This is a genomic window from Mesorhizobium sp. M7A.F.Ca.US.005.03.2.1 (assembly GCF_003997795.1).
GTDB lineage: Bacteria > Pseudomonadota > Alphaproteobacteria > Rhizobiales > Rhizobiaceae > Mesorhizobium > Mesorhizobium ciceri.
This window is the reverse complement of record NZ_RZRP01001557.1, coordinates 1-548: the sequence shown is the minus strand read 5'-3', so window position 1 is coordinate 548 and position 548 is coordinate 1. Positions and strand designations below refer to the sequence as shown.

1 protein-coding gene is annotated in these 548 nt (G+C 67.0%); it reads right to left on the bottom strand.

What is annotated here, in order from left to right; all coding sequences use genetic code 11:
- A partial coding sequence (locus EN991_RS39110) for a LysR family transcriptional regulator (RefSeq protein WP_164769806.1) occupies nucleotides 1-548 on the bottom strand: 548 nt, incomplete at both ends.

The following is a 548-nucleotide window of genomic DNA, read 5'->3' as shown; positions in this document are numbered from 1 at the left end:
GGACATGCTGCAGCCCGATGAAGACCAGCCCCGCCGATATGGCCGGCTTGACCATGCCGGCATAGGCGCGGTCGTGCTCGATGCGGAACTCAAGCCCCCAGTCCATCGGGATGTAGTTTTCGGTCCACGGCCTGTTCTGCGCGGCGTGCTGCACCAGCACGACCTGATCGACGGCCAGCGTTTCGTAGACGATGCCGGGATGCGGTCGCGGCAGGTAGAGGATGCAGATGTCGAGCAGGCCTTCCGTCAGCTGGTCGATCGCCGAGTCCGGGAAGCTGCCCTCCAGCCGCAGCGCCACGTTCGGCCGCCTGGCGCGCATCCACTCGACCCATGGCGAGGTGATGCGGTCCCACAGATAGGCAGGCGCGGTCAGCCGCAGCAAGGTCTCGTAGCCATCGGGAACGGCGATGTCCTGCCGCGATTGCTCCCAGGTTCGGGTGATGGAAGAGGCATGTGGCAGGAACTGCCGCCCGGCCGGCGTCAGCGTGACGCCATCGCGGTCGCGCACGAAAAGCCGGCGGCCCAACTGCTCCTCCAGCCCCCTGATC